This window comes from Pseudolysinimonas sp., from assembly GCF_044239695.1.
Taxonomy (GTDB): domain Bacteria; phylum Actinomycetota; class Actinomycetes; order Actinomycetales; family Microbacteriaceae; genus Pseudolysinimonas_A.
In genome coordinates, this window is the sequence record NZ_JBIIAW010000020.1 from 13,160 (window position 1) to 36,348 (window position 23,189).

Annotated in this window: 18 protein-coding genes and 1 pseudogene; 7 read left to right on the top strand and 12 right to left on the bottom strand. The window is 68.1% G+C overall.

Going from position 1 to position 23,189, the window contains the following annotated elements; translation table 11 throughout:
• Window positions 1-11: 11 nt before the first annotated feature.
• Window positions 12-1,319, bottom strand: a complete 1,308-nt coding sequence (locus tag ACILQS_RS04995) for a DUF222 domain-containing protein (RefSeq protein WP_395639008.1) — start codon at window positions 1,317-1,319, stop codon at window positions 12-14.
• A 345-nt stretch (window positions 1,320-1,664) separates the two neighbouring features.
• Between ACILQS_RS04995 and gatB the strand changes: the two genes are divergently transcribed.
• Window positions 1,665-3,182, top strand: a complete 1,518-nt coding sequence (gene gatB, locus ACILQS_RS05000; RefSeq protein ID WP_395639009.1) for an Asp-tRNA(Asn)/Glu-tRNA(Gln) amidotransferase subunit GatB — start codon at window positions 1,665-1,667, stop codon at window positions 3,180-3,182.
• On the opposite strand, the gene ACILQS_RS05005 is transcribed toward gatB, so the two are convergent.
• Both ACILQS_RS05005 and ACILQS_RS05010 read right to left on the bottom strand, forming a co-directional pair.
• Entirely contained in the window at window positions 3,179-6,310 is a 3,132-nt protein-coding gene (locus ACILQS_RS05005; protein WP_395639010.1) for a DEAD/DEAH box helicase, read from the bottom strand. The two genes, gatB and ACILQS_RS05005, sit on opposite strands and share 4 nt — an antisense overlap.
• Window positions 6,303-6,983: a hypothetical protein gene (locus tag ACILQS_RS05010; RefSeq protein WP_395639011.1), complete on the bottom strand. Its 681-nt coding sequence runs from the start codon at window positions 6,981-6,983 to the stop codon at window positions 6,303-6,305. The genes ACILQS_RS05005 and ACILQS_RS05010 overlap by 8 nt, the downstream gene beginning before the upstream one ends.
• A gap of 421 nt (window positions 6,984-7,404) precedes the next feature.
• Between ACILQS_RS05010 and ACILQS_RS05015 the strand changes: the two are divergent.
• Window positions 7,405-7,689, top strand: a pseudogene (locus ACILQS_RS05015) (DUF4956 domain-containing protein); the annotation flags it as partial.
• Window positions 7,690-7,746: 57 nt separating this feature from the next.
• On the opposite strand, the gene ACILQS_RS05020 reads toward ACILQS_RS05015, so the two are convergent.
• The 3 genes from ACILQS_RS05020 to ACILQS_RS05030 all read right to left on the bottom strand — a co-directional run bounded on the left by ACILQS_RS05020 (window position 7,747) and on the right by ACILQS_RS05030 (window position 9,704).
• Entirely contained in the window at window positions 7,747-8,976 is a 1,230-nt protein-coding gene (locus tag ACILQS_RS05020; protein WP_395639012.1) for a hypothetical protein, read from the bottom strand.
• Between the two features lie 225 nt (window positions 8,977-9,201).
• Window positions 9,202-9,549, bottom strand: a complete 348-nt coding sequence (locus ACILQS_RS05025) for a hypothetical protein (protein ID WP_395639013.1) — start codon at window positions 9,547-9,549, stop codon at window positions 9,202-9,204.
• A 2-nt stretch (window positions 9,550-9,551) separates the two neighbouring features.
• On the bottom strand, window positions 9,552-9,704 hold the full coding sequence (locus ACILQS_RS05030) for a hypothetical protein (protein ID WP_395639014.1): 153 nt from the start codon (window positions 9,702-9,704) through the stop codon (window positions 9,552-9,554).
• 128 nt (window positions 9,705-9,832) lie between these two features.
• On the opposite strand from ACILQS_RS05030, the gene ACILQS_RS05035 reads away from it, so the two are divergent.
• The gene (locus tag ACILQS_RS05035) at window positions 9,833-10,363 is read left to right on the top strand and encodes a helix-turn-helix domain-containing protein (RefSeq protein WP_395639015.1); all 531 of its coding nucleotides are present in this window, start codon (window positions 9,833-9,835) and stop codon (window positions 10,361-10,363) included.
• Entirely contained in the window at window positions 10,360-10,908 is a 549-nt protein-coding gene (locus ACILQS_RS05040) for a DUF6036 family nucleotidyltransferase (protein ID WP_395639016.1), read from the top strand. The genes ACILQS_RS05035 and ACILQS_RS05040 overlap by 4 nt, the downstream gene beginning before the upstream one ends.
• A gap of 2 nt (window positions 10,909-10,910) precedes the next feature.
• Here ACILQS_RS05040 and ACILQS_RS05045 read toward each other — a convergent pair whose 3' ends face one another.
• The gene (locus tag ACILQS_RS05045) at window positions 10,911-16,208 is read right to left on the bottom strand and encodes a beta strand repeat-containing protein (protein WP_395639017.1); all 5,298 of its coding nucleotides are present in this window, start codon (window positions 16,206-16,208) and stop codon (window positions 10,911-10,913) included.
• Between the two features lie 310 nt (window positions 16,209-16,518).
• Between ACILQS_RS05045 and ACILQS_RS05050 the strand changes: the two genes are divergently transcribed.
• The 3 genes from ACILQS_RS05050 to ACILQS_RS05060 are packed head-to-tail and all read left to right on the top strand — an operon-like array spanning window position 16,519 to window position 19,446.
• Window positions 16,519-17,133 carry a DUF4956 domain-containing protein gene (locus ACILQS_RS05050; protein ID WP_395639018.1) on the top strand — a complete coding sequence of 205 codons (615 nt, stop codon included), beginning with the start codon at window positions 16,519-16,521 and terminating at the stop codon, window positions 17,131-17,133.
• Window positions 17,130-17,855 carry a polyphosphate polymerase domain-containing protein gene (locus ACILQS_RS05055; protein WP_395639019.1) on the top strand — a complete coding sequence of 242 codons (726 nt, stop codon included), beginning with the start codon at window positions 17,130-17,132 and terminating at the stop codon, window positions 17,853-17,855. Before ACILQS_RS05050 ends, ACILQS_RS05055 begins: the two co-directional genes overlap by 4 nt.
• Before the next feature lie 16 nt (window positions 17,856-17,871).
• Entirely contained in the window at window positions 17,872-19,446 is a 1,575-nt protein-coding gene (locus ACILQS_RS05060) for a carbohydrate-binding domain-containing protein (RefSeq protein ID WP_395639020.1), read from the top strand.
• Between the two features lie 62 nt (window positions 19,447-19,508).
• Here the strand turns inward: ACILQS_RS05060 and ACILQS_RS05065 are convergent, their stop codons facing one another.
• From ACILQS_RS05065 to ACILQS_RS05085, 5 genes are all read right to left on the bottom strand, one after another.
• On the bottom strand, window positions 19,509-20,309 hold the full coding sequence (locus ACILQS_RS05065) for an ABC transporter permease subunit (RefSeq protein ID WP_395639021.1): 801 nt from the start codon (window positions 20,307-20,309) through the stop codon (window positions 19,509-19,511).
• The gene (locus ACILQS_RS05070) at window positions 20,302-21,252 is read right to left on the bottom strand and encodes an ABC transporter ATP-binding protein (RefSeq protein WP_395639022.1); all 951 of its coding nucleotides are present in this window, start codon (window positions 21,250-21,252) and stop codon (window positions 20,302-20,304) included. Before ACILQS_RS05070 ends, ACILQS_RS05065 begins: the two co-directional genes overlap by 8 nt.
• A 38-nt stretch (window positions 21,253-21,290) precedes the next feature.
• A complete protein-coding gene (locus tag ACILQS_RS05075; protein ID WP_395639023.1) occupies window positions 21,291-21,998 on the bottom strand; it encodes a TetR family transcriptional regulator in 708 nt (235 codons plus the stop codon).
• Between the two features lie 69 nt (window positions 21,999-22,067).
• Window positions 22,068-22,502: an SRPBCC domain-containing protein gene (locus ACILQS_RS05080; protein WP_395639024.1), complete on the bottom strand. Its 435-nt coding sequence runs from the start codon at window positions 22,500-22,502 to the stop codon at window positions 22,068-22,070.
• Window positions 22,499-22,846, bottom strand: a complete 348-nt coding sequence (locus tag ACILQS_RS05085) for an ArsR/SmtB family transcription factor (protein ID WP_395639025.1) — start codon at window positions 22,844-22,846, stop codon at window positions 22,499-22,501. Before ACILQS_RS05085 ends, ACILQS_RS05080 begins: the two co-directional genes overlap by 4 nt.
• Between the last annotated feature and the right edge of the window lie 343 nt (window positions 22,847-23,189).

The window sequence follows — 23,189 nt, forward strand, 5'->3', positions numbered from 1 at the left end:
GGTATCCGAGCTCAGACCGGTGCCACTGTGCGGGGCGGTTCGAACTCCCACTCGCCGTCGCGGCGGTGGATTCTCCAGCCGTGGTCGTGCACGAGGAGGTGATGGTGTCGGCAGAGAAGGATGCCGTTGTCGACCGAGGTCGCTCCGCCCTCCGACCACGGTTTCAGGTGGTGGGCTTCGGTCCAGGAGGGTGGTCGGTCGCCGTGCGGGAAGGTGCAGCCTCCGTCGCGGGCGGCGAGGGCGATCCGTTGGCGGCGGGTGAAGAGTCGCTGGGGGACTCCGACCTCGACGATGCGGCGGTCGCCATCGAACAGGATGGGAACGACACCGCTCTCGCAGATATGCCGTTCCGCAGTCGCGATGCCGAAGGATGCGTGCTGCCCCTCGATGCGTGCCCTGCCGGCTCGGCGATCGAGGTCGGCGAGGTCGACGTGCACGACGACGTCGGGTCGCCGGAACGGCAGGATCGACCCCGGGTCGACCGCGGCCCCGACGCGGATCAGCTCGACGAACGCGTCGAGCCCGATCTGCTCGGTCGTGCGCGGATCGGCGAGCAGCTCGTCGGCGCGGGCGGAGATCTGGGGGTCGACGAACCGCACCCCGTGGCGTCGTGGCGAGGTCGCTCCGTCGTAGGCGGCGGTGACGATGGCGGCGGACTCGGGATCGAGCAGCCCGTTGATGCGGGTCATGCCGTCGGAGAGGGGAGTGAGGTGCAGGTAGCGCTTCTCACGCAGCCGTGCCGCGCGGTCGGCGATGCCGGATTCGTCGAGGTCGTCGCGCAGCGCCCGGGCGTGGATCGCGAGTTGCTCCACCGTGACCGTGGGGGCGAGTTGCACGAGGGCGGAGGCCGCGCGGGCGAGCGCCTCGGCCGGAACGCCCTCGCACGGAACGCCGAGACCCGAGCGGATGGCATCCGCTGCCGTCACGGTGAGCGACCCCGACCGAACCGCCGCACCGACCGAGCCGAGCCACGACGGCAGATCGGGCGACGAGGAAGGAGTGGGGGCCGCGGTGATCTCGCCGACCCGGATCAGCTCGCCGGCTTCCCGCTTCGTGACGCCGGTGAGCCGCTGCACCAGCTTCTCGGGCGTGCGCACCCCGAGCTTCTGCGCCAACCCGGAATGCCCGAGTTCGGGCCGCGACCGCCGCTTCAGTTCGGCCGCCGCGACGACGGCCACGGCATCCGCTCGTCGGCGGATCTCGGCGGCGAGGCGCGAGACATCCATCAGGTCGTCGTCGGGCAGACCACTCAGCACCGGAGGGGCGAAAGGGACCGACACGTCCGCCAGGGCGGAGAGCGAGTCGGTCGAGAAGGTCATGGCACTATTCTCGCAACATTCGAACGTATGTTCTAGATAGACGAACCTTTCTCAGGAGAAGTCATCGGGCGCGGACTTGTGGAGGACGCAGCATCCACCGGCCGCGCGCGTGTGAAGTGAGGTGCCACGCCCGGCACGGATGGATGCCGTTCTCGGCGCGTTCCGGATGAGCACGGACCAGTTCGCGCAGGACGTGCTCGGCAGCCTGCCGGGTGGGGTAGGGGTTCTTGATGCACACTGGCGCACTCCTATGAAGGAATGCACTGCATCCGAACCGGAGCGTTCGCTCCGTACGACCGACGGTAGCGGCATCGGCCCGCCGCCGCGCCAAATACGATGGATGCCATGGCTAAAGCGGATCTGATGGACTACGACAAGGCGCTCGAGATGTTCGAGCCCGTGATCGGCCTCGAGATCCACGTCGAGCTGTCGACGAAGACGAAGATGTTCTCGGATGCGCCCAACCCGGCGAACTCCGAGAACCACGACGCGGCGCCGAACACCCTCATCACCCCGGTCGACCTGGGGCTTCCCGGATCCCTCCCGGTGGTGAACGAGACGGCCGTCGAGTACGCCATCTCGCTGGGGCTGGCGCTCGGCTGCGAGATCGCCACGTCATCCCGATTCAGCCGCAAGAACTACTTCTACCCCGACCTGGCGAAGAACTACCAGATCAGCCAGTACGACGAGCCGATCGCGTTCGAGGGCTCGGTGACGGTGGAGCTCGAGGACGGCACCGAGGTGGCGATCCCGATCGAGCGGGCGCACATGGAAGAGGATGCCGGCAAGCTCACGCATCTCGGTGGGGCGACCGGCCGCATCCAGGGGGCGGATGCTTCGCTCGTCGACTACAACCGTGCGGGGGTTCCGCTGGTGGAGATCGTGACGAAGCCGGTGTTCATCCCGGCGGGCGCGCACGCGGGCGAGGTCGCGAAGGCGTACGTCGGCACGATCCGCGACATGGTGCGCGCGCTCGGCATCTCGGAGGCGCGCATGGAGCGCGGCAACCTGCGCTGCGACGCGAACGTGTCGCTGCGCCCGCGCGGCGCCGAGAAGCTCGGAACCCGCACGGAGACGAAGAACGTCAACTCGATGCGCGCCGTGGAGCGTGCGGTTCGCCATGAGATTCAGCGCCAGGCGGCGATCCTGGCTGCAGGTGGCACCATCACGCAGGAGACCCGCCACTGGCACGAAGACAAGGGCACGACCTCACCCGGGCGCCCGAAGTCGGATGCCGACGACTACCGGTACTTCCCGGAGCCCGACCTGCTGCCGATCGAACCGCCCGCCGAGCTGGTGCAGCGTCTGCGCTCCGAGCTGCCCGAGGCGCCCGCGGTGCGCCGGCGGCGGCTGCGCGAGACGTGGGGGTTCACGGCGCTCGAGTTCCAGGATGTCGCCAACTCCGGCCTGCTCGTCGAGATCGAGGAGACGGTGGCCGCGGGTGCGGCTCCGGCGCAGGCCCGCAAGTGGTGGACCGGTGAGATCGCGCGACTCGCGAACGCGTCGGGCGTGGATGCCTCGTCCCTCGTCTCTCCGCTGCATGTGTCGGAACTTATCGCCCTCATCGAGTCGGGCGACCTGACCGACCGCCTCGCCCGTCAGGTACTCGAAGGAGTCGTGGCTGGGGAGGGCCGGCCGTCCGAGGTCGTCGCCGCCCGCGGTCTCGCGGTGGTGTCGGATGACGGCGCGCTGCTCGCCGCGATCGACGAGGCCCTGGCCGCGCAGCCGGATGTGCTCGAAAAGCTGCGGGACGGGAAAGTCCAGGCGGCGGGCGCGATCATCGGTGCCGTCATGAAGGCGATGGGTGGATCAGCGGATGCCGCCCGAGTTCGGGAACTCGTGTTGGAGCGGGCGCAGGGCTAGGGGAGCCGCTCGTTCGCCGTCGGGGGAGCGGTGTCAGTGCCTTCAGACGCGCGCCACGCACGGAAGTAACTCGCGCCGGCCTGTCCGATTGCGGCGGTCCAATCGGATTCTCGGGTGCTTCGAAGCCAAGTTCGAAGGGACCCGAAGTCTGCAGGCGAACTCGCCCCGTATAGGCGCATAAGTGGGTCGGTAGCAGAGCGCGGAACGCCCATGAGTCTTAGCGCAACCGCGCGTTCTGATGACACGCCGTATAGGGCAAAGGAAGGGATGTTTCGGAGACGTTCTCGCGTTGCCGGATCCTCCGCCGAATCTGAGCCCGCCAACGTCAACGATTGAATCGCACCCAGCCCCCAAGCGACTGTCGGAGCAATGTCGCCGAAAATGCGCTTGCAACACCGAGTGATCGATTTGGCCAGATCGCCTCCCTGGTCCGGGAAGTACGTGGAAGCCAGATCCGGGATGCTGACCCCGTTCACCCAGTCATGCGTGACATTCGCCAAGAAGTTCCCAGGTCCCTCGGCGGGCGCCGCTTCGAGAAGTTTCGTACGCAGTTCTGGGACTCGCAGCATCACGCCGATCAGGTCAGTGAGGGCCTCTCGGTTCGTCCCGAAAAGCGGAGTATCCCAGGTTGCAGGACCCAGGCTTCGTTCCGAAATCTCTCCGAGAGCGCCCGCCACGCTCTCCCACGAAAAGCCGGTTGAATCGACTAGCGACAGAGGACGACCAGCAAGACCTCGCGCGTACTCGCGTACTGCGTCAATGAGCTTTTGTGCTGCTTCCGGGATGTCGCGGCGAAGGAGACGGTAGCCGAACGTGCCGCGCAGGATCTGCTCGACCTCGACAGCGAACGCGGCTGGGTCCGCGCGCATCCTAAAACTGTGCGCGATGAACTGAAGGAATGTCGACCACTCCTCGCGATAGGCGAGCGAGCGCAGGTCCAACTGGCCAAACTCTCGAAGCGTGGTTACCACGAGATTGATAAGCGCCGACCCGAGGTCTGACTCTGCAGTCTGCACGTACTGTTCGAGCGCTGTCTCGCGGTCGTTGTCGTGCGCAGCCATTGCCACGATGCCGGGTTGCGACTGATCTACTCGCCCCGCGCGTCCGGCAATGTTCCAGAAATCTGCCGATGGCATTTTCTCGCCGTATGGGTATTGGTGGGTCGCAAACACAACGTTCGCCACAGGGAAGTTGAGCCCCTGAGCGATGGTGGTGGTCGCAACCAAAAAGTCGATCTCCTCTCGCTCCAACAATTGCTCCATAAGAGCTTTTACATCGTCTGGAAGGCCGGCGTGGTGTACGCCAATTCCTTTGCGAAGCATCGCAATCAGCGGGAAGTCGGCGCCGAGATCGTGCTGAAGAACCTTGATCGTGTCGGTGACCAGCTGGGAAGGAAGGTCCTTGTCCGGAAGAGCATCTGCGAGGGTGCGCGCCGCCGTCCAGGCGTAATCGGGTTGCCCAACCAGCAAGATCGTCGAGCCGCGGAACGAAAGGGCATGCGCCGCCGCGGCTGCGAGCCGATTGGGAGACGAGGCTTGGCTCAAGGTCAATCCCAGCGGGCGGTTCGTTGGCGCCGAGTAAGAGATCTGACTGACCAGTGTCGGCTTCGACGCTGCGATTGGCTTCAGTTGCACATGAAAGTCGCCTCGTCGCGGCCCTGGTGCTGGGGTCGCGAGAACAATGACTCGATCGTTTGGCTGCCAGTCGAGGCTTACCGAGACCGATTGGTTACTCTGCTGGTCGAGCCATGATGCGACCTCGGCACCGTTCGGTATGAATGGGGTGAGAAGCAAGAATTGAGAGTCGCGTGCCTCTCGATTGATGGTCGTAAGCAGGAGCTCAAGCGAGAGGCCACGTCGGCCCTCGGCTAGGTTGTGGGCCTCGTCAACGACGACGAGTGCGAGCGGTCGCCCTATCTGTTCAACCCAGCCGCCCCGAAGCATCAGATCAAGCTTCTCGGGGGTGGCCACGAGCACGTCAAACGGTTCAGAATCGGAGGTCAAGAGTTCGGCCTCAACGCCATCGATTTCGAGAGCGGGGCTGACCTTCTCCACCTGGATACCCAGCGCTCCGAGATCACGCCGCAGTCGAGTGGTGATTTGGTTGACCAGCGCCCTGGTTGGTGCCACGTAGGCGACCCACCCACGGCTTGAGCGGAACACGCTGAGAGATTGAATGATCCGGTACTCGGCTATTAGCGTCTTGCCGGCTGACGTGGGGAGTGAGACAACTACTGCCCGCTGCGCGGCTCGAGCTAGCCCCTCGTCGGAGAGCGCGACGCGCTGAGGCGGGAGCAACTCAAGGATCGGTCTCTGCCTGGAGGTGAGCTGCTGGACGAAAGCGCGGACCTGGGGTCCGGCGGACCGCGCTGTAGACCACAAGCTGTTGTCGATCATCTGGCCCGCCGCCAACGCCAGCGTTTGCGAAAGCTCCCGAAGGGCCGCGTCGCCAGCGCGCTCAGACGCAGAAACTGCGTTGTCGAAGTGGAGCTCGAGCTGTTCACGAATGTCAAAGGTTCCGTCCGATTCGCCGTCCCACAGATAGGCCGCGACAATCGTCGATGCTTTGAGCAGGTGATACTCGGCGACGAGGCTCCAGGCGGCGGCGACCGGATTGCTGTGCGAGGTCAGAAATTCCGGCTCAGCCGCGGCCTGTTCTTGCTGTGTCCGGCTAACTATGTCCAAGATCGCGGCGCGGTCATCGATCGACCGAATGCTAAAGAGACCTAGCCAGACATCTAGAACCCGCCGTCGAACGACCTTATCCCAGCCGATTGCGGGGGGTACATTCGAACGACTTTCGCGTTGTCCTGACAATAGCTTCGCAGCCAGCGACCCCTTGTCGGCGAGCCAGCCAGTTGCAACTGTCATCAACAGCGCGTGATCATCCTGCAGCGCGAGCGAGTTCGCTCGTGCGGCGTCAAACGAGGCGGCGGCCGCACGCGTTCGGTCGTCTCCCGAAACCGCGAGGAACCTATTTAGAAGTTGATAGAAGTGAAGTGAGGTGTCCTGTGCGCCGACGGCAGGGCCGCCGAACGCTAGATCGATAAGGAGTCGCTCCGTCTCGGCTCGCGCTTCAACCTGAAGAATCTGAGACTGTAGGCGCACGTCTTCTAGTGCGTCAGGCATGATCTTCGTTCTCTAGCCACGTGGGCCATTGCCCACATGAACCGTCTAGATACCACGCGTACAAGTTGACAGAGGTGACGCTGGCGAGCGTGGCGCTCAACGCCAGACCCCTCGCTTCCAAGTCCGCACTGTTGACCGGCGTCGCGCCGCGCATCAAACAACCGACGAGTCGGATTCGTTGACCAGCGCTCGAGACATACTCGTTCAGTGCCTCTAGGTACCAGGCCTCGAACTCTGTGTCCTTACAGCGTGCAAAGAGCCAGGTCAGTAACGCAAACTGAATGTCCAGATTGGTGGCCAAGGCTTCAAGCTGATGGATCATGCCGCTTCGACCATGCATGACCCCAGGCGGCGCGTTTCCGTCCTCCGAGGACTTGACCTCTCCGAACAGGAACACTGCGGTTTCGGTCTCGATAGACAACCCGACGATGTCGGCACCAGGCAGGCTGGCCTTTGGCGTCTTCCTGTCGCGCGTGCTGTTCCATGGCCATACTGCCGAGTGATCAGCCGCCAATAGCGACTCGGCGAGTGCTTCGCCGATCTGCCACGGAAGGGCGGCCGGAGGCGAGGAGAGAACGTCGCGCACGAAGTCGACTTGCATGTCGGTCGCTGCCATTGCCAGCATCGCGTCGGCCAGCTCCTCGCCTAGCTGGACATCCTCAAGGCGGTCCACTACTGATGGCTTGAGGACGGCGAGTTCCGCGTCTGGAACGGGTCGCCCATGCCACGTTACAGACTCTGCTGCACCGCTATACCCGCCTGTGGATTCAGCCATTGGAGCGTCCCTGACTGCTCGATTGCTGGAGAACTTATCGCGAACGCCCGACTTGCAAGCGCAGGTGGTGATCCGCGTGTCGACAACCGGCAGCCGGCACGCGCTTGCAATCGTCATCGCACTTTCGGGTAGGCGATCGCTGCGCGCCTCGGCCACGCAGGATCCAGCTCAGCGCTGCGGAACAAGCGCGCCGTACGCGCCGCGACAGGAAGATCACCACTGGATGCTGACCCGTACGCCGTCCTTAGGCACACAGAGGAACCCGCAGCGAAGGCCGTAACCCGGAAGCCGCGGGTACCACTTACCTGCGGATCACGACGTGAACCACGTTCCTCCCTTCGCCGCCGACCTCATCGCGATCACCGCCCTCGTGGTGATGTTCTTCCTCCGGCACCGCCGCCGCGACCTCGTCGTCGCGTTCGTGACCGTCAACATCGGGGTGCTGGCGGTCGCGAGCATCCTCGGCACCACCGAGGTGGGACTGGGCGTCGGGCTCGGACTGTTCGGCGTGCTGAGCATCATCCGGCTGCGGTCCACCGAGATCTCGCAGCACGAGGTCGCGTACTACTTCGCGGCGCTCGCGATGGGAATCGTCGCCTGTCTCACGAAAGTGCTGCCGCAACGCCAAACCGTGCGGGCGATGACGGCTTAGGGACTGCGCCTATTCATCCTGGGAAGACAGTGCGGCAGAAGGCAGGTCGCTACGGATTTCGGGCTCGACCTCGACATCCGAGTCGGCTCTGATCTTCGGGGGCGTGCCGGTCCACGGCTTGAGTCGCTGCCCGATCTCCTCGTAGGCACCGTCGACCGCGTCCAATACCGAGTCGATGAAGCCTCCTCGGCCCGCGTTCCTCTTCGCGCCGGCGGGTGACACCTGTGCGACCGTGAACGACTTGATCTCTTTGGTGGGATCGAGGATCAGTTTCGTCGGTTGCACGCGCAGTTCGCGAAGGAGTTCCGCGGTGCCGGTACGACCCCGCTGGAAGAACGCTTCCACCCGTACCGAGTTCGGCGAATCCGCGAGCTGACGCACGAGCCAGTTGACCCGGGTCGTCGGGCGGCCTTCCTTCGGAGCGGTCACGTCGAATGACGTCGTGACCTTCGACGCGCGAAGGTCGGCCGAAATCGTCATGTCGGAGACCGTGTTCGGAATGCGGATGGCAGCAGTGAGAACGCCCGACTTGACCAGGTCGGCGGCCAGCGTCGCCGTACGTGTCGCGTGGTCGAGTGCTTCGGCCTTGGTGAGGACGGGCACGACCTCGGTGCCGAGCTTCCGCCCCAGCCGCAGGCAGGCGAAGCGTACGAGAGCGTCGAAGCGCGCGGCGACATCCAGTGCGGCCTTGTCGTTCGACCGCAACGTGCCGGCGGCTACTGCTTCGCGGACCGTGACCCAGCTCGGGCCCATGTCGTCGAACGACATCGCGCCCGACTTGGGGTGCTCGAGATACCTGATCAACTCGCCGAGGATCCACGCCTGCTCAGGATCGGCGACCCCGCGGAACTCCTTCTGCATCACCGCGTGGGTGAGCACCTCAGTCCACGACCAGTGATGCAGTGCGACCTTGCGCAGCTTGCGCCGATCGACGGCTGTCGGATGGATGCCCGGTGACGGCGGCATCTCATTCGAGATCGTGATGAGAGCGTCATACCCGTGTTCGCGGGCGACGTCGAGGTAGTTCTCGAGCTGATCGGTCGCAAGAGCGTTGTCGCCCGTCTTCACCTCGACCAGGGCCGTCCATGATTTCGAGCCGCGACGTGCGCGAATGAGGCCGTCCGGGAAGATCCGGCGACCGGCGAGATCGAAGGGCACTTCGATGAAGGTCTCGATCGGCCCCGACGGCGCTCCCATCGGCCCGATCAGTGCGCGCCCGAACTCCTTCACGGAACTCATGACAGCGAGCAGCGCCGAGGTCGCACGCCGCTCTTGTTCTTCCGCTCCGTTGATCCCCGACGTCGGGATCAAGCGTGCGGCATTCCAGGACTTCTCTTCCATGATCCGCCTTCGTAGTCGCCATTGACGTGGCTAGACCATATCGGGAGCGCGACTCAGCCGGCGAAAGCCGCGGGTGGTCTGGTCGCGCCCTCGATTGATCAGAGGCATCCGAGCTGACCCTCACTAAGGAATGGAACCAACATTGATCCAGCCGGTGACGGCGAGGATCAAGGTTGCGACGAGAAGAAGGGCCCAGCCGAGAGCGCTGCGGTCGTAGTCGCGCGCTTGCGACTGCTCGTCGGCAGTAAGTGCCGAAAACGCCAGCCTCAGCCCCTTCTTCTTACGCCTTCTTCGCGCGAAGGGCCGCCACCAGGGGATCTCCTCCTTCGCATCGCGGAGATCCTCGCTGAGCAGATCCGAATGTGCCTTGAAGAACTTCATCGCGTCGAGTTGCGCCCAGAGGTTCGTGACGCACTGATACGCGGTGCCGAGAAACGCCAGGGTGGCAGCGAGTGCGATCCAGACATCCACGCTCAGGCCGCCGTCTGCTCGAGGCGCCGTTCACTGGCGGCGCCAGCGGCGTAATTCGCCACCATCCGCTCGTAGTCGTCGGCGCGACGGCGCAACTCCTCGGCGAGACCCTGTGCGGTCTCCGCTTGGAGCAACGCCGATGATCCCCCGGCCATGAATCCCCCGATCCGTGCGTGATGCTCAGCATGGAGGCGCGGGGAGGGATGCGGGCAGCCCGAGTTCAGGGGGCACTGTCGGAGTCGTACGCCAACTGTTAGGCTACAACCTAACGTTGGGAGTGAGAATGCCGACCCTGATCCGTGACGCTCGGCAGCGCCAGGGCGTCGGCGTGCGCGAACTGGCGCGCCGGTGCGGCGTCTCCGCGCCCACGGTGCTCGACTGGGAGCGCTCGGAAGCAGCCGGCACCATCCAGGTCGGCACCCTCGGGCGCGCTCTCGGCGCGCTGGGAGAGCGGATCGTCGTCAGCTCCCGTGGCGTGCGATCCGACGCGACGCTGGAACGACGCGAACAGCGACTCGGGCTGGAGCTGCATCGCACCATTGCCGGAAAGCTGATCGCCGATCCCGAGACCGTGCTCGCGGCGGGCCGTGCGCGACTCGACCGGATGCGCGCGACGCTCCGGGGCGGAGCCGTCGAGTGGCTCGAGGAATGGGGAGGGATGATCGAGGATCACGACCTCGCCGGTCTGGTGGCCGTCATGCTCGGAGTCAGCCAGCGCGACCTCGATCTGCGCAGCGTGTCGCCCTTCAGCGGGCTGCTCTCGCCCGAGGAGCGGAACGCCGTTCTGGATCGGGCGACGAGGGCGGCAGCGTGAACCGTCGCCAGCTCGAGGAGGCGATCGTGCGGGCATGCGAGGTCGTCGGCCAGCCCCGCGTCATCGTGCTCGGGTCGCAGGCGATCCTCGCCTCGTTCGCCGATGACAGGCTTCCACCCGAAGCCACCATGTCGGCGGAGGCCGACATCGCGCCGGAACACGACATCGCGGATCACCTCTCGAACCGGCTCTGGGCTCTCGCCGGTCAGGATTCGGAGTGGGCCAACGAACGCGACTTCTACATCGACGCGGTCTCCGCGGACACCGCGTACCTTCCCGACGGCTGGCGGGCGCGCGCCGTCGAGATCGAGCCGAGCTGGCATCCCGGTGTCGTCGGCGTGTGCCCGGAGGCTCACGATCTGTGTGCGTCGAAGCTCGGGCGCAACGAGCAGAAGGACCGGGAGTTTGTGACCGCCCTCGTCGCGGCTGGGCTCATCAACCCGCGGCTGCTGCGCAATCGGCTCGACGAGACCCGCGACCCGCGATTCGAGCCGGCACGCAAACGGGTCGCGCGACAGTTCGTCCGCTCGCTGGAGACGCCCTAGATTCAGGCCGCCTTCGCGTGCTCGCGCCGTCGCCGCGTCCCCGCGAACCGGGTCGCGAGCGCCAGCCCCGCCCCGATCAGCGCCACGACGGCACCGACCGCGATGACCTCGTACGACCGCGTCAGCCATCCCGCGATCGCGGGCAGGGCGAACGCGACGCCGACGAGCATGGCGGCGGCGATGCGCCAGCGGCCGCGCTCCGGACGACGCCAGAGCAGCAGGGCGAGCAGCAGCAGGGCCAGGATGCCGAGCACGAACACCGTCCACCACGGGGCTTCGAGGCCGAGCAGCACGACGCGCACGGCGACGGCCGCTCCGCCGCCGACGGCGGTTCCGGTGATCTCGACGGTCGCCCAGGTGCCGGCGTCGAAACGCTGGATGTCGGCCATCGTCTCGTCGGCGAGGATGATCTCGCCGTCGCCGTTCGCGGTCGCGCCGGTGAGGCTGCGGGTGCCGACGACGCGGAGGTCGTGGGCACCGGCGGGCAGCGGGTCGGCCGGGATCGCACCGCTCAGGGTGGCGAGACCGTCGCGGTCGACGACGGCGGCACCGACGATCACCGGCTGCGTCGTGACGACGAGGTAGACGACGCTGCCGGGCACGTAGCCGGAGGCGTCGGCGGTCACGACGATCCAGCGGGTGGCGTCGGTGACGCCGAGGTCGTCGACGAGGATCGGGTCGGCGAGTCCGGCGGCTTCGAAGACGGCGCGGGCGTCGTGGCTGACGCGCCCGCCGAGCAGCTGCTCGTTCGCGGGACGGTCGGCGATCTCGGCGGAGGTGATCTCGGCGAAGTCGGCGGCGAGACGATCGCGCGACTCGTCGAGGGCGGCGACGATGCCGAGCGGGTCGGCGATCGTGCTCGGGTCGATGACGAACTGCGCGGCCGTGCGGGCGCCGGTCACCTGCACGCGGGCGCCGGTGCCGGGCGTGAAGCCGCCCATCACCTCGTTCGCGAGCTCGGCGGCGCTGCGGAAGCCGTTCGACGCGATCCCGGTCGGCGCGATGCCGACACCCGGCGAGGGCTGCGGCAGACGCCCGGCGGAGCGGATCACCAACGTGGTCGGCGATGTGTCCGAGACGGCGCGCGGGGTGCCGGCCGTCGACGGCGCGGTGGTCGCCGACGTGTCGCCGGCATCCTCCGTCTCGTCGGGGGTGGACGTCACCGACGGGCTGGGCGCCGTCGGCGGCGCCGGGATGGCGAGCACCTGCAGGCGCTCGGTGCTCGACCTCGCCGTGAGGTAGGTCGCGTCGGGGTCGATGTCGGCGACGACATCGCAGGAGCCGACGCTGAGCGCGGTGACGATGTCGCCGACGAGCGAGCAATGCCCGGCCAGGTCGGCGAGGCGGTACGTGATCGTGCCGCCGCCGGCCGACGGGGTGGCGGTGAGCCGCACCGTGCCGCCGACGTTCGCCGAGACGGCGGCGACCGACAGGCCCAGCGTGCGGGTTGCGCGCACCACGTCGAAGCGCAGCGTGGCGTTCGCGGCCGCGTAGGTGGTGTCGGCGGGGATCGACGCCGTGATGACGCACTCGCCGACCGCGAGCAGCGTGATGCTCAGATCGGATTCGAGGCGGCAGACGGATGCCGAGCCGGCATCCACGGTGTAGACCGGCGTCGCGGCGACCGGGCCGACGGTCGGCACCAGGGTGAGCGCCGTCGACAGCACGTGCGAGGTACCCGGCACGTCGAGCGCGAGGCTCAGGCTGCGCGGGATGAGCGCGCTGACGCTCACCTGCAGGCGACGCTCGATCGGTCCGGCGGCGAGGTGGTTGGTGGAGGCCGGAACGCTGATCGTGACGACGCACTCACCTTCGGTGGAGTCGGCGGTGAGCACGCCGGCGCTCCAGGCGCAGGGTCCGCTCGTCGTGATCGACGTCACGCCGTCGCCCAAGGCGGTGGCGGTGAAGGTCTGCGTCGATCCGGGAGGCATGTCGACCGGGGCGTTCGGCGAGACGGTGATCGTCTGCGCCGCCTTCGCGATCAGTACGGCGCCGTCGACGTAGACGATGTCGTAGTTGGCGGCGGCGGCGTCGAGGCAGACGACGGCGTGGGCCGATCCGGCGGCGCTGCCCGCGGTGTAGGTCGACGAGCAGGTCGGACTCGAGGTGAGCGTGCCCGCGTCGTCGAGCAGCACGAAGCCGGTGACCGTCGGCGTGTAGGTCGGGGCCGGGTCGCCGTAGGTGACGCTCGGGCTCGGGGCGGTGACCGTCAGGAGGGCCCGGTTCACGGCGACGTCGACGGTGACCTCGGCCTCGGCGTACTCGGCGGTCTCCACCGAGACGATGCGCAGGGTCGTGCTGCCCGCGGCGACGGTGTGCAGCGTGCCGCCGGTGACGGTCACGATGGCGGTGTCGCCGACCTGGTAGGAGAGCGTGCCACCCGAGGTCGTCGATGCGGTGACGGCGCCATCGGCATCCCCGTAGGTGACCGTGATGTCGCTCGCGGTGATCGTCGGCGTCTTCTTCACGACGCGCAGCGTGAGCTCGCGCACGACGCTGGTGAGCGTGGCGCTGTCGACGGTCACCTCGAGCACGACCGATCCGGCGCTCGTCGGGGTGCCGTGGATGCGGCCGGTCGCGTCGTCGAAGACGAGCCCGTCGGGCAGGGCGCCCGACACGATCGTCCAGTCGGAGTAGCTGCCGTCGCCGCCGGCAGCCGCGAGGGTCTCGTCGTACGCCTCGCCGATCACCGCGTCAGGAAGGCTCGTGGTGGTGACGACCGGCGGGCCGGGGAGCACGGTGATGTCGACGCTCACCGGCGCGGCTGCGGTGTAGGCGGCGTTGCCGGGCTGCGTCGCCTCGACCGTGCAGACGCCCGAGTCGGGGCCGGTGACCAGTTCCCCGGCGACGATGGCGCACACGTTCGACGGCCCGGCGGTGTACTCCACCGTGAGCCCGCTCGTCGCGGTGCCGTCGAGCGGCACGGAGTCGCCGGCGGTTACCGACGTGACGGGGGAGTAGCTGATCGTCTGGCTCGCCTTCGTCACCGTGAATGCCACGGTGACCGAGGTCGCGGCGGTGTACGCGTCGCTGCCGTCCTGGCTCGCGGTGATCGAGCAGGTGCCGGCGGCGAGCAGCACGATCGCACCGCTCGGCGCGACGGTGCAGACCGTCGGGGTGTTCGAGGTGTAGGCCACCGCCAGCGTGCTCGACGCGGTCGCGGCCGCGGTGCGGCTCGTGCCGTACACGGCATCCGTGATCGCCGGGAAGGTGATCGTCTGCGCCGTCTTCGTCGTCGTCAGCACCGACATCCAGCTGCCCGCGACGCTCGTCGCCCAGTTCGCGGTCGTCGCGTTGTAGTAGCCGACGATGCGGAAGCAGTAGCGCGTGTTCGAGGCGAGGCCCGTGACCGAGTAGGAGGTCGCCGACGGGAACGCGCCGCTGTAGATCGCGTCGCTCGTGCTGCTGTCGGTCTCGGACTGCACGAAAGAGCTCGGCGTCGTGATCGTGCCGAGGCTCGTGCACGCGCCGCCGGAGGAGTCGGTCGCGTACTGGAACTTCACCTTCGCGCCGTTGGGCACCTGGTTGGGATCGATGAATCCGTTGAACGTGACGGCGCCCGCCGTCGTCACGTCGGTGGCTGCCGTGGTCATCACCGTGGGCGTGCCGACGGGCTCCGACGTGACGAAGCTGAGGATCTCGCCGACGGCGGTGCCACCGGTGACGCGGAAGTAGTAGGTCGTGCCCGACGCGAGGCCGCTGAGATCGGCGTAGACCGCGTACGGGCTGGTCGCGGACGTGGTCGTGCCGGCCGACACCGTCGTGGCCCCCGCGAGATCGGGATCGGTGCCGTAGCTGAAGGAGATGGATGCGCCCGCGACGCCGTTGGGGTCGACGAGTCCGTTGATGCGCGCCGTCGTGGTCGCGATGCTCGTCGCCGGCGACGTGGTCACCTCCGGGTCGAGCCCCTGGTTCTCGGTGTAGGTCGTGATGGTGCTGTCGCCGCAGGTGCCGAGGGCGTGAGAGACGGAGATGTGCGACGAGTCGGAGCCGACGACGAGCGACCCGATCGCCCCGGTCGCGGAGTTCGTGTAGTGGAACGTGCCGCTGCAGGTCGCGATGCTCAGCTGGTAGGTGAGCGTGCGCGTCGTCGGAGTGCCTGAGGTTCCGGCCGGCAGCGCGAACGGGCCGGAAAAGACGAGCGAGGAGCTATCGCCCGCGATCGTCGTCGGCGAGCTGGTCGCCGACCCGTTGAACTGCGCGCTGCCGGGGACGTAGTCCAATCCCTCCGAGCGGGTGTCGACCACCGAGTCGAGGGTCACTGCGGAACCGCTGTTGGCCAGGGTCACCGTGTACGAGAAGGTCGAGACGCCGTCGGCGACATCGACGAGGGTCGAGGTGGCCTTCGTCACCTTCACCGCGACCGTCGCGCTGTCGGTGGCGAGCGACGCCGAACTGATCGAGGCGAGGTCGGTGTGCTTGATCTGCGTGCCCGACGAGATCTGCGCGATCGGGATGACGCTCGCCGGCACCGCCGACGACCCGATCACCCGGAAGGTGTAGGTCGCCGTGTAGTAGTACTTCGACCCCGACGAGGTCGGGATGCGCAGCTGGTTGGCGTACGACCCGGAGAGGTTCGTGCGGCCGTTGTTGGAGTACAGGTTGACCAGAGTCGATTCCAGGCGCAGCGCGCCGGTCGGCCAGGTGGAGCGCGCCGCCGGGCTGAACCACATCATGCTGCCGTCGATCGCGTTGCCCGCGCCGATCGTGCCGGTGTTGCCCTGCACGGTCACGGTGAGGGTCGAGCCGATGACGGTCGAGGTGGTCGTCTGCAGGTCGGTCACCTTGTTGGCGGCTGCCTTGATGGTCTCGGCGACCTTGCTGAAGGTGTAGCTGCAGCTGTACAGCTCGGTGGCGCCGACGGTGCCCGGCTTGCCCTGGTAGACGTGGACGACGTGGCTCTGCGCGAGGCTGGTGGATGCGGTGGCCTTCAGCAATGTGAACGACGTGTTCGAACCCGACGCGGCGATGGCGCCCAGGGGTTGGATGGCATCCGCGGGGTTGGCGAGGCCGACGACCCCGCCGGTGAAGGAGTCGACCTTCGTCCACAGGTCGGTGCGTGCGCTGCCGCCGACATTGGTCACCCGGTACGCGGCGTACGCGGCGTCGAGCTGCTGCCCCTGCCCGGAGTCGATGTAGAAGACGGTGCCGTGGCTCGGGGCAACCCGCAGCTGGTTCTGGTCGGTCGCCGACGTGCCATCGCAGGCGACGGTGGCCGCCTGCGCGGGTTCCGGCGCGGCGGTCGCCACCGCGAGGCCACCGAGCAGGGCGACGATGACGCCGACGGCGATCGCACGCACCCGTCCGCTCCGAGTGATGGAGCTTGACCGCCGCTTCGTCGCGACATTCCCCCAAGAAAGCATTGCGTGTGACCCCCGTCGGGCTCGGGTTACGAGCCTGCGCCACCCTAGGCGCCTAGTTCCGGGGGCGTCAGCCCCGACTCCGGGTGCCACTAGAGCGGGGGTGGCGCCCGTCCCCCGGTCCACCGAAAGGAGGACCGGGAAACCGACCCTCTGTACCCCTTTCGACGAAACGAAGCGGCCTGAGATTCCCGTCGCGCCCATCGACCGTCCTTAGTCAGTCCATAGGAATGACGATCACGGTGGCACCATGAACCAGTTCCTCCTCATCGCCGCCGACCTCATCGCGATCACCGCCCTCGTGGTGATGTTCTTCCTCCGGCACCGCCGCCGCGACCTCGTCGTCGCGTTCGTCACCGTGAACGTGGGGGTGCTCGCGGTCGCCAGCATCCTCGGCACCACCGAGGTGGGGCTGGGTGTCGGACTCGGGCTGTTCGGCGTGCTGAGCATCATCCGACTGCGGTCCACCGAGATCTCGCAGCACGAAGTCGCGTACTACTTCGCGGCACTCGCGATGGGACTCGTCGCCGGCCTCGCCGGGCTCGCCACCTCCGTGCCGTGGTTCAGCCTCGCCGTGATGGCGCTCGTGCTCGTCGGGATCGGCATCGCCGACCAGCCGGGGCTGCTGCGGCGCTACCGGCAGCAGCGGATCGTCATGGACACCGCGTACCCGGATGAGGTGCAACTCCGTGGGGCGTTGGAGCGGATGCTGGGCGGGCGCGTGCATCGCGTCAACGTCGTCGAACTCGACCTCGTCAACGACACCACCACGGTGGATGTGAAGTTCGAGGTTGGCCGGGTGGGTTTCGATACACCGCCTTCGGCGGCACTCAACCCGCGGGATGCGGCGGAGGTCGCACGATGAACACCATCACGCTCGACGAGCTCAACGCCGTCGCCAGTCTGCAGACCCGCGTCGACCGCAAGTATGCGCTCAGGTCGGATGACACGCTCGACATCCTGAACCTCCTCCCGGCGCAGACACGGGTGCTCGAGATCGACGGCAACCAGGCGCCGCACTACGCGTCGATGTACTTCGACACCCCCGACCTCGCGTCGTTCCGCATGGCGGCGCACGCCCGCCGACGGCGGTTCAAGCTGCGCACCCGCGCCTACCTCGAGTCGGATGTCGCGTTCCTCGAACTGAAGACCCGCGGCGCACGCAGCACCACCGTCAAGGAGCGGCTGGAGTACGACATCCATCGCCGTGACGAGCTGACCGACGACGGACGCAGCTATGCCGAACCGCTGCTCGACGAACTGCACATCGATCCGGATGCGCTCGCCCCGACGCTGAGCACGCGATACCGGAGGCGCACCCTGCTGCTGCCGGGCGGCTCGCGGGCGACGGTCGACACCGAGCTCGAGTGGGAGGACGCCGCCGGCGGCATCCTGCGCCGGCCGGGTCTGGTGATCGTCGAGACGAAATCCGCAGGCGCGGCGAGCGAACTCGACCGCCTGCTGTGGCGTCACGGCCATCGGCCCGCCTCGCTGAGCAAGTACGGCACGGGGCTCGCCGCCATGCGCCCCACCCTGCCCGCCAACAAGTGGACCCGAGTGCTGCGTCGACACTTCGACGCGGCCTGACTGAAGGAAAGAGATCATGAAGAAGAAGTTCCTCCTCCCCGCCGCCGCGAGCACGCTGCTGCTCGGCGCCGTCATCCTCACCGGATGCGCCGTCGCCACCGAGACGACGGCCACCACGACCACGAGTACCGTCGCCACGAGCGTCGACTATTCGGGCGCCGAGGCGGTGCTCGCCGACAACGAGGACTACACGACGACCAACGACGACGAGTGGGATGCCACCCCCACCGCGACCGTCACCCTCGACGGCGACACGGCGACCGTGGATGGCGACGGCGTGACCGTCGACGGGAGCACCGTCACGATCACCGCGGCCGGCACCTACGAACTCACCGGGGAACTCGACGGTCAGGTCGTCGTCGCCGCCCCCGAGGATGCCGTGGTCGCGATCATCCTGAACGGCGTCGACATCACCTCCTCGTCGACGGCGGCCATCGCGATCACGTCGGCGGATGACGTCGTGGTGAGCCTCGTCGGCGACAACACGCTGACCGACGGCAGTGCGGCGGATGCCGACGTCAACGCGGCGCTCTACGCCGACGCCGACCTCACGATCACCGGCGACGGCTCGCTCACGATCGACGCCGCCAACGACGGCATCACCTCCACCGACGACCTCGTCGTGCTCTCCGGTGACATCACCGTGACGGCGGGGGATGACGGCCTGCGCGGCAAAGACGCGCTCGCCATCGAAGGCGGCACGGTCACGGTCACGGCGGGCGGCGACGGGCTGAAGTCCGACCAGGACGACGACGCCACGAAGGGCTACATCGTCGTGAAGGGCGGCACTCTCGACCTCACCGCGGGTGACGACGGGATGCAGGCATCCACCGACATCGTCGTCATGGGCGGTTCCGCCGAGATCACGGCGACGGATGACGGCGTGAAGTCGGAGACGGTCATCTACATCGCCGACGGCACGATCGACGTGCTCGACTCCTACGAGGGCATCGAATCGTTCGCGATCACGATCGCCGGCGGCGAGGTGACGGTCTCGGCCTCGGATGACGGAGTCAACGCGACCGGCACCGGCGTCGTCACCGCCGAGGAGGAGACCGAGGCGACCGAGACGACCCAGGATGCCGGCGGCATGGGCGGTGGGATGGAGGCCGACGGCGGCCAGACGCTCACCGTGACCGGCGGCGTGCTCAACGTCGCGGCCGGGGGCGACGCGATCGACTCCAACGGGTCGTACTCGCAGACCGGCGGCACCGTCTACGTGGTCGCCGCCACGAACGGCGGCGACGGCGCGCTCGACGTGAACGGCGCCATCGAGATCGAGGGCGGTGAACTGTTCGAACTCAGCACCAACGGCGAGCCGTTCGCGTCGCCCGACACCGGATCGTATGTGCCGATCACCGGTGCCGTGTCGGCGGGATCGACCGTGCAGATCGTCGCCGCCGACGGCACCGTGGTGGGGGAGTTCACCACCACCAACGACCTCCAGTCGGTGCTGTACGCCTCGACCGCGCTCGCCGACGGTGCGACGTACTCACTCGTCGTCGACGGCACCTCGGTGGGGTCGGGCGTCGAAGGAACCGTGATCGCACAGCAGGGTCCCGGCGGGGGTCAGCAGGGCGGCCGCCCCTGACCCATGAGCGGGTTGAGCGCGGCGGAGTCTGCGGGGAGCTGAGCGCTCCCCGCAGACTCGTGTCACCCGACGATGTCGCGCCGACGAAGCGCGAGGGCGGCGACGGCGATGAGCACCGCCGCGAGGCCGCCGAGCAGGCCGAGGCCCGCCCAGTCGGCGCCTTCGACGAGCGGCCTCACGTGGAACGCCCAGGCGTACGGCGACACCGACCGCAGCGGCTCGAGATCGTCGGACTGGTTGCCGAGCGCGTTGAGCACGTACCCGGCGACCGCGACCGCAGCACCCGCGCCGGTCGCGAGGGTCGCCCGCCCGGTCAGGGCGCCGACGGCGAGCGCGAAGCCGGCCGACAGCAGGGTGGCGCCGACGAGGGATGCGGACGCCGCGACGATGTGCGCGGGCTCGAGACCGAGTTGCGACGGTTCGTTGAGCAGCAGCACGAGCGCCGCCGCGAAGCCGCCGAGCCAGAGCAGGCGCACGAAGATCGCGAGCGCCGACTCGAGGGCGTACTGCACGCGGCTCACGCCGTGCGCGAGGGCGAGCTCGAGCCGCCCCGACTCCTCGGCGCCGGCGATCGCCGTCGAGCCCCACGCGGTCGCCGCGATCGTCAGCAGCAGGAAACCGATGAGTCCGAAGAACGTGCTCTGCGCATAGCCCGCGCCGGTCGCAATGTCCTCGAAGCCGAGGGTCTTGGTGAGCTCCGGCGGCATGCTCTCGATGATCTGCTGCATCTGGCCGTTGCCGCCGATGCTCGGGTACAGCGGCAGGTAGAGGGCCAGCGCACCGGCGACGCCGACGGTCCAGCCGAGCAGGGAACGCCAGGAGTCGGCGAGGGCACGCCGGAAGACGGGCAGGATGCTAGCCACGGTCGGCCTCCTCGGCGGTCTCGCGCTCGGTCGACGCGGCGTCGCCGTAGAGGCCGAGCACCGATTCCTCCAGGTCGGGTTCCTCGACGGCGAGGTCGACGACCCGGTGGCGGGCGATCTCCTTGACGACGGCGTCGATGTCGCCGTTCACCGTCGCGGTGACCCGCACGACCTCGCCCATCGCGGTGACGTCGAGGTCGCGCAGGTGTGTCAGCTTGCCGAGCGCGGTACGCACGGCATCCTCGGTCGTGTCGGCCAGACCGGCGCGCACCCGGCGGATGCTGGCCAGCCGCAGCGACTCGACGGCGCCTTCGGCGACGACGCGTCCCCGGCTCAGCACGGCCACGGCATCCGCGGTCTGCTGGATCTCGCTCAGCACGTGCGACGACAGCAGCACGGTCTGACCGTTCTCGCGGGCCTCGCGCACCATCGTGAGGAACTCGCGCTGCACGAGCGGGTCGAGTCCGGAGGTCGGCTCGTCCAGCACCAGCAGCTCGGGGGCGTGCATGAACGCCTGCACGAGTCCGAGCTTCTGCTTGTTGCCCTTCGAGAGGGTGCGCACTTGACGAGTCAGGTCGAGTCCGAGACGTTCGGCGAGAGCGTCGATCGCGCCCGGCTTCACCGGTCCCGAGATGTCGGCGAAGTGATCGAGCAGCGCCCGGCCCTTCACGCGGCCTTCGAGGCGCAGCTCGCCGGGGACGAACCCGATGCGCCGGCGCAGCGCCGGGCCGCCGGTGCGCGGGTCCTCGCCGAGCACGCGGGCGGTGCCGGAGGTGGGACGGATGATGTCGAGCAGCATCCGGAGGGTGGTCGTCTTGCCGGCGCCGTTGGGACCGATCAGACCGAAGACGCTGCCCGACGGGATGGTGAGGTCGAGGGCGTGGAGGGCGGTGCGGGAGCCGTAGCGTTTGCTCAGCTCGGCGGTACGGATGGCAGGGGTCATGAACCCGAGCTCCTTTCGGGGTGAGGGGAGGGGAACGTTCAGGAACCGGATGCCCGCGGCGGGTCGGGATCGTGGTTCGGGTCGTTCTCGCCCTTGTCGGAGCGGGGGCCGTGCGTGCGGTCGAGGGCGTCGCGGGCGGCGACGAGCAGCCGGTCGTCGGTGTAGAGACCGTGCGTGTAGAGGTCGATGAGGGGGAGCGTGGAACGGCGGATGACGGCCGCGTCGAGCCCGTCGCCGCCGAGCAGCCGACCGATCTGCCGACCGAGGATGACCGGCACGATGCCGTACGCCGTGAGGTACACGGCCGTCGTCTCGGGGTCGGGCGTCGGCCGCATCAGGCCGGCGGCCACCTGCTCGCGGATCATCGTCGTGCTGCCGGCGACGAGGAGGTCGAACAACCGGTCGGCGGCGGGGCTGCCGTCGGTCAGCATCCTGGCCATGTAGTCCAGTTGCGGGCGGAACTGGTCGACGTCGGCCAACCAGGACTGCATCGCGCTCGCCGCCGTCGCCCCGTCGCCGAGTTCGTCTTTGCGGCCGATGACGGCGTCGACGAGGTGGGCGTCGCACGCGGCCCGCAGTTCGTCTTTCGAGCCGAAGTGGTGCAGCACCAGTGCGGGGCTGACGCCGGCGGCGGTGGCGACGGCGCGGACGCTCGTCGCGGCGAACCCGTCGCGCCCGAACAGGTCGATCGCGGCGTCGCGGATGCGGGCGACCGTCGTCAGGTCATCGGCCGGGGTTGAACGCACGTTCAGCATGCTAAACGATCGTTCAGTCTCCCGGCAAGTGTCATCTCGGCCGGGCGTTCGCCGTCGAGATCAGGCCGCGAACAGCTCCTCGAGCCGATCGAGTGCGCCGTTCCAGCCCATCTCATGATCGTCCACCGACTCCTCCGACAGCCCGCTCTCGGTGATGTCGAGCACGGTGCCGTCGCCGTCGGGGGTGAAGGTGATCGAGATGCTGCTCTGCTCGCTCGCGCCTTCGCCGGTGAGCCGGCCGTCCCAGGCGAGCTTCTCGATCGGTGTGAAGACGTTGTACGTGCCTTCCTCGCGGTAGAGGTCGCCCTCCGGTTCGGGGCCGAAGGTGACGTCGTAGCCGCCGCCGAGGCGGGCATCCACGCTGGCGTTGCCGACGATCCACCCTTCGAGCGGGGCGTACCAGGAGCGCAGGCCGCTCTCGGTGGTCCAGGCCGCCCAGACCTTGTCGGGGGCGGCGGCGAAGCGGCGGGAGATGGTGACGGTGCGGTCGGTCATTCGAGGGAACCCTTCTGCGGTGCGTCCTTCGCGAGGGCGCGGTCGAGCGCGTCGAGGCGGGTCTGCCAGGTGCGCTGGTGGTCGGCGATCCACCGTTCGGTGTCGTCGAGGGCGGTGGGCACTAGGCGGCATTCGCGCACCCGACCGCGTTTGGTCGAGGCGATCAGCCCGGCGTCGGTGAGCACGGCGACGTGCTTCATGAACGAGGGCAGCGCCATCGGATGCCGTGCGGCGAGATCGCTCACGCTCGCCGGTCCGCGGCGCAGCTGCTCGACGACGGCACGCCGGGTCGGGTCGGCGAGAGCCGCGAAGGCGCGGTCCAGCGTTGCCGATTGGTTAGCCATGTAGCTAACTATGGCTGCCCGGCCAGCGTTCCACAAGCTGAGCGAGCCCGGTCGAGACGTGGTGGCGAGCCGGTCGGAAGAGATCGCGGTCGGCCGGACCGCTCAGCTGACGGTCTGCTTCCGACCTCGTCCTCTGCGCGACGGCGCGCCCACGGGCTGTCAGACTCGGAGGATGAGCGCCCCGGTCGTTCTCGTCGTCGACGACGACGCCGAGCTGCGCGAGCTGCTCACGGCATCCCTCGGGCTCGACGAGTACGCCGTCGTCGTCGCCGAGACGGTCGGCGACGCCCTGCGCGTCGTCGCCGAACGGCCTCCCGCACTCGCCCTCGTCGACCTCGGGCTG